The sequence below is a fragment of the Exiguobacterium sp. s50 genome (genome assembly GCF_018618175.1).
Classification (GTDB): domain Bacteria; phylum Bacillota; class Bacilli; order Exiguobacteriales; family Exiguobacteriaceae; genus Exiguobacterium; species Exiguobacterium chiriqhucha.
On record NZ_JACSLP010000020.1, the window covers coordinates 1 to 6362 of the forward strand.

At 39.9% G+C, this 6362-nt stretch carries 5 protein-coding genes; 1 reads left to right on the forward strand and 4 read right to left on the reverse strand.

All coding sequences use genetic code 11. The features are described from left to right. Nucleotides 1-108 precede the first annotated feature (108 nt). The 4 genes from ahpF to KNP68_RS14960 all read right to left on the reverse strand — a co-directional run bounded on the left by ahpF (nucleotide 109) and on the right by KNP68_RS14960 (nucleotide 4776). Nucleotides 109-1632 (reverse strand): alkyl hydroperoxide reductase subunit F, encoded by a 1524-nt coding sequence (gene ahpF, locus KNP68_RS14945; protein ID WP_214800072.1) that lies wholly within the window; start codon nucleotides 1630-1632, stop codon nucleotides 109-111. A gap of 12 nt (nucleotides 1633-1644) precedes the next feature. Further along, nucleotides 1645-2208: an alkyl hydroperoxide reductase subunit C gene (gene ahpC, locus KNP68_RS14950; RefSeq protein ID WP_021067918.1), complete on the reverse strand. Its 564-nt coding sequence runs from the start codon at nucleotides 2206-2208 to the stop codon at nucleotides 1645-1647. A 338-nt stretch (nucleotides 2209-2546) separates the two neighbouring features. Next, the gene (locus KNP68_RS14955; protein ID WP_214800074.1) at nucleotides 2547-2987 is read right to left on the reverse strand and encodes a very short patch repair endonuclease; all 441 of its coding nucleotides are present in this window, start codon (nucleotides 2985-2987) and stop codon (nucleotides 2547-2549) included. A 55-nt stretch (nucleotides 2988-3042) separates the two neighbouring features. After that, a complete protein-coding gene (locus KNP68_RS14960) occupies nucleotides 3043-4776 on the reverse strand; it encodes a hypothetical protein (RefSeq protein ID WP_214800076.1) in 1734 nt (577 codons plus the stop codon). A 176-nt stretch (nucleotides 4777-4952) separates the two neighbouring features. Here KNP68_RS14960 and KNP68_RS14965 point away from each other — a divergent pair, with 176 nt between their 5' ends. After that, nucleotides 4953-6227, forward strand: a complete 1275-nt coding sequence (locus KNP68_RS14965) for a DNA cytosine methyltransferase (protein WP_214800078.1) — start codon at nucleotides 4953-4955, stop codon at nucleotides 6225-6227. Nucleotides 6228-6362: the final 135 nt, after the last annotated feature.

A 6362-nucleotide genomic window follows, 5' to 3' on the forward strand; every position in this document is an offset into this window, starting at 1 on the left:
AAAAGATGACTCCCGTACAGTACAGGAATCATCTCCTTGAAGCAGCATAAGTTTTTTTATTAATGTCCTTTACATGGGGTACAGATTAATATGAGGACGCGTTTCCTATTAGTTGCGAATCATATAATCGAAAGCACCGAGTGCGGCAGTCGCACCAGATCCCATCGAGATGATGATTTGTTTGTAGGCGCTGTTCGTGCAGTCACCTGCTGCGAACACACCTGGAACGTTCGTCGCACCGTGACGGTCGACGACGATCTCACCGAAGTTGTTGCGTTCGACCGAGTCGAGCCAGTCCGTGTTCGGGACGAGACCGATTTGGACGAAGACGCCTTCGAGTTCGACGTGATGCGTCTCGTTCGTCTCACGTGACAAGTACGAGATGCCGTTCACTTTGTCCGTACCCGTAATTTCTGTCGTCTGAGCGTTCGTGACGACGGTCACGTTCGGGAGGCTGTGGAGACGGTCTTGAAGCACTTGGTCGGCTTTGAGTTCGGCAGCGAACTCGAGCACCGTCACGTGTTTGACGATTCCAGCGAGGTCGATGGCTGCTTCAATCCCAGAGTTACCGCCACCGATGACTGCGACACGCTTGCCTTCGAAGAGCGGGCCGTCACAGTGCGGGCAGTAGGCCACACCTTTGTTTTTGAACTCAGCTTCACCTGGGACGTTGACGTTGCGCCAGCGTGCACCAGTCGACAGGATGACGCTCTTACTCTTCAAGACGGCACCGTTCTCAAGTTCGACTTCGACGAGGTCTTTCTTCTCGAGGCGCTTCGCGCGCTGGAGGTTCATGACGTCGATGCCGTACTCTTTCACGTGCTCTTCCAAGCTCGCGACGAGTTTCGGGCCTTCCGTGTAAGAGGTGCCGATGAAGTTCTCAATCCCCATCGTGTCCATCACTTGTCCACCGAAGCGTTCCGCGACGATGCCGGTCCGGATACCTTTACGAGCCGCGTAAACCGCTGCGCTCGCACCAGCTGGGCCGCCACCGATGACGAGGACGTCATACGGGTCTTTGTTGTCAAACGCCGAAGCGTCAGGACCAGTTCCGAGTTTCGCCAAAATCTCTTCAAGTGACATGCGTCCGTTGCCGAACGCCTCACCGTTCAAGAAGACGGTCGGGACAGCCATGATTTCTTTCGCTTCCACTTCTGCCTTGAACGCACCACCGTCGATCATCGTGTGTGAGATGTTCGGGTTGAGGACGCTCATGACGTTGAGTGCCTGGACGACGTCCGGGCAGTTATGGCAGCTGAGGCTGATATACGATTCGAAGTGGTACGTGCCTTGAATGTTTTGAATTTGTTTGATCGCATCCGCGTCCACTTTCGGCGCCCGGCCGCTCACTTGGAGCAACGCGAGGACGAGTGACGTGAATTCGTGACCGAGCGGGATTCCTGCGAAGACGATCCCTGTCTCTTCAGACGGACGGCTCACGCTGAAGCTCGGTGTGCGTTCGAGCGTGACGTTCTCGACCGAGATGCGTGACGACATGCTCGCGAGTTCGTTCACGAGGTCGAGCATCTCTTTTGAGACCGCGTCGTCTCCAGCGCTGACACGGAGGACGACGTCGCCCTCCATGAGCTGGAGATATTGATCCAACTGTTGTTTAATATCTGCTTCTAACATGAAATCCGCTCCTTACAACTTGCCGACGAGGTCGAGGCTCGGGCGAAGTGTTGCAGATCCTTCTTCCCATTTAGCCGGGCAAACTTCGCCTGGGTTGTTGCGGACGTATTGTGCCGCTTTGACTTTGTTGACGAGCGTGCTCGCGTCACGGCCGATGCCGCCTGCGTTGATTTCAACTGTTTGGATGACGCCGTCTGGATCGATGATGAACGTACCGCGGTCAGCAAGGCCATCTTCTTCGTTCAAGACGTCGAAGTTACGTGAGATTGTGTGTGATGGGTCACCAATCATGATGTACTCGATTTTGCCGATTTTCTCTGATGTTTCGTGCCATGCTTTGTGCGTGAAGTGTGTGTCAGTCGATACTGAGTACACTTCGACGCCGAGGTTTTTAAGTGTCGCGTATTCGTTTTGAAGGTCTTCCAATTCAGTCGGGCAGACGAATGTGAAGTCAGCTGGGTAGAAGCAAACAACGCTCCATTGACCTTTGAAGTCGTTGTCCGATACTTCGAGGAATTCACCTGTTTGGAATGCTTGTGCTTTGAAAGGTAAGATTTCTTTGCCGATTAATGACATGGGATATGTCCTCCTTGGTTTTTTACTCTAGTGGACTTTCGTCTCTACTAGAATAATTATAATGTAATACTAACTTCATATAACCCGCCAAAAATGTCAAGGCGTTTGCATGCTTGGTAAAAAGTTGATATATCAACGTTAAATGGATAATTCGCATGGTAAAAGGGAAGAAAACGGTTACAAAATAAATGTGAGTTTGTTTTCAATAACCTATGCAAAAAAAATAAAAGCTGTCACGAATGGACAGCTTTTGTGAGTGAACCAGTGATCCATTCTCGTAAAAAATCAGTGTATTATCAATTAAAAAATACACATAGAAAAAAAGAAAATGCAGTAGATTACTTATATTGTACCCGCTTTAGACTTCGTTGTTGATCAACGTAGTACTCTATAGTTTTTGTTACTTGGTCCAGATCTACTATAATTTCATGTTCCCAGAAGCGAAGGATAATCCAGCCTTCCTCAATATAATGTCTTGTTACAGCCCCGTCTCTTTCTATATTACGTCCGATTTTTTGTATCCAGTATTTTTGATTTGTTTTTGGCATTTTAAAATGAGCAGGACAGCCGTGCCAAAAACAAGAATCAAGAAAGATAACAATTTTTAAAGTTGGGAATGATATATCTGGAGTTCCATATAGTTTTCTATTATTTTTACGATAACGATAGCCATCGGACCAAAGTCGTTGCCTAACTAAAACTTCAATCTTTGTATCTTTATCCTTAAGGTTTTTCATCATTCGTAAAGCAGGATTCTCAGGTAACTTTTTAAAGCTCATGACTGTCCCTCCTCAATCTAATAATTCCCGATGATTGAGAAATAAAAAGCATATTTTAGGGATGAATTTTATAAGTACATACTAATTTTAAACTAGTCCATCCTCTAGAATGATTACCTTCAAATTTGACTCTCATGATTAATTGTTCTTTCCCATTGTTCCAAAAAATAGAGTTGCTTATTTTTGTAGGGTAATTAGCTTCGAATTTAAGATCATTTCCATAAGTAATCACGCCGGAGATTTTTGCATTATTATCTTCATAGAACGTATGAACAATGGGGATTTTTCCTATGATTGTTGCTAAACCATATTTAAGTGTTTCCACTGATGCAGATGACAAAGACTCAGCAAGATATTGGTTTGCAAATATAAGGACTTGATTATGGTTAATTTTATTTTTTTGAAATAAATCTTTTAATTCATTATTGATATTTTCTGTATCACCAATTTTAAAATAATTAGGACCTAAAATTTTACCGAAACCTGGATTTTTGACGACTGAGGTAGAATTAGATCTGGCATTCGCTTTTAATGAAAAGCCTAACTCTTTTACAGTATCTTTGAAGGAAGATGGGTAAACGGGCTTAAGAATAAGTTTTATATCTGAATTATCTCTAATATCCAGTCTGTAAGCATCATCCGTCAAAGATATAGCTGAAATAGAATGTTCAGGATATTTCAGTTTAATATAATCTAAAAGCACATTCTCTACGGCAAGTTTGGAAGCCTCATTTAGCTTCTTTAAAGTACTTTTTGGTAAGTTTACACCGTAGATTTTTATGTTTTCTATATGCCGAGCCTCTTTTACATTCTCATCTGAAATCACAGTAGGTTTATTTTGAAGTAGATAGTGATAAATCAAAGCTTCGTTTATTTTTCCAACACTGTTTGGATCTACACGACCGGTATAATGTGTATTAGCAATTAAATCATTCCACGTTTTCTCGAATCTTAAAATTAAAGAAGTGTTGATATTACTTGTAGACTCATAATTACCTAATGAAGTCGTGAGTTTAATTGGACTGTGTGGTTGGCTTTCAAATTTAAATCGAATAAATAGTACAAATGTTCCATTGGTGAACCCAATAGAATCGTTGCCTTTTCTATACACATTTATGGAGTCAGCATAAGAAAACTGATAGTTTGTTTCTATCACTGGAAAATCTGGAGCTTTTTTTTTGGCAATAAGCATCGATTCCCCATTAAACAGTAAATAATTTAAGCCAGATATTATTTTTTCTCTCTTATCAGTATTCAACAGTTCGTGAAATATTTCTAAAGCATTTTCTCTTAAAGAGAATAGAAAGTTTTTTCGTGATTTATTAGCATTGTCATTATTGGAAAAACTAATCTCGGCATTTTTTACTTCTTTGCGTAAATCCGTTAAGGAGGTGTATTCATCGCTATCTTTTAAAATACTTCGATAAAAGTGAATATAGAATTGTTCTAAACGAGTATTAAATCTTTCTTGTAAAGTATCCTCTTGAAAGTAAGTAGATAAAAAACTTTTACCTCCAAGGTTGCGTGGTTGAATTCCACCATTTTTTATACTAAATAGGTGATAGGGGACTTTATTATTTTCTATATGAATTGTGAGATCAGGATATTTGTCTGGATTTTTATGGTCAAATTTACTACGAATGGATTTAATTGAGGAATGTTTATTAAAAATATAAGAAGCTGTGGCGGAAGAAGTAGAGTTTACAATAACATCTTCTCCACTTAATAATTTTAGCAAGTGCTCTTTTACTTCGTAAACATGTTTATTACCAATATGTTTTTGTTTCATTTTATAGTACTCCTATAGATAAATTGAGAATAACCTTCTCATTTTAAATTATATACTATAAAAGTGTCATATCCATTAATTTGGAAAAACTTAACTCTGGCCATTTTACAGAAAGTCAGTTATTATAATAAGTAAGAGTTTTTTCGTAGAGGTACAATAAAGAAAGGTGAGAAGACATGAAGATTGATGAAAGAGGTAGAGCCAAGTTTAGACCTGCAAATGACTACTCATCTAATGATGTTAAACAAGTGTTGATGGAAAAAATTAAGGAAGAATCTAGTCGGATTATTCAGTCGAATAAAGATGAAGATATAATTAATAGTATTGAAAGAGAAAAAAATAAATTTCACGTTGTTAGCTTGTTTTCAGGATGTGGAGGATTAGACTTGGGTTTTGAACTAGCAGGATTAGTTGCAAAACACGATTCTACCGCAATTTTAAATGAAATTTATAAATCTAGAAATAAATATAAACAATTAGAAAAGACGAATGTTTTCCAGACAATCTATTCTAATGATTTATTTAAAGAATCAGCTCGATCTTATAAACAAAATTTCGATAATGACACTACGGTACAAGATGCAAGAGATATTAGAAATGTTAAATACTTCCCTTATGCAGACGTTATTTTAGGAGGTTTTCCTTGTCCAGGTTTTTCTGCAGCGGGTCCTAGATTAATTGATGACGAACGAAATTTCCTTTATATTCATTTCATTCGAGCGATTATTCAAGCTCGTCCTAAAGTCTTTGTAGCCGAAAATGTAAAAGGTTTACTTACATTAGGTAAAGGTGAAGTTGCTAAACAAATAATTGAAGACTTTGCTTCTGCCGGTTACAAAATTCAATACAAGCTTGTCAACTCTAGAGATTATGGTGTTCCTCAATTAAGAGAACGGGTATTTATTGTTGGTGTTCGTGAAGATGTAAAATTCACTTATGTTTTTCCCGAGCCAACTCATGGTGCAAACTCTAAACCCTATGTAACTCTTAAAGAAGCAATTGGTGATTTGCCTGAATGGCCTGAAGATGTTTATGAAGGCGATTTCTCATCAATTTATTTGTCTCGAAATCGTAAAAAAGGATGGAATGATCAAGCATTTACGGTTCAAGCTTCGGGGCGGCAAGCCCAGCTTTGGCCAGGGGGCGAAGCAATGCAAAAGTTAGAGAAGGACAAATGGAGTTTAATGGGTAACAAAAATCGACGTTTAAGTGTGAGGGAGTCTGCAAGAATTCAAACATTCCCTGACTGGTGGATTTTCGATGATGGTAGGAGTGTTTCTATAAGCTCTAAAAATAATCATTTAGATAAACAGTATAAACAAATAGGTAATGCTGTTCCGGTACTTTTAGCGCGTGCAGTTTTGCAGCCAATCGCGGATTGGGCAAAAAAAGAAATTGATCGTCAAATCGAAGTAGAAGGACAACAGCCACAGTTAACTTTAGATTTATAAAAGATAGAATGTAATAAATTTAATTGATGAAAAGACCACCAGGCGTTGTATTTTGCAATACAAATGTGCACAATAATGCAACGAAAAGTACAGAACTTTGCCAGCTGGGTTTTAGTGTTTCGACAACGCATGCGT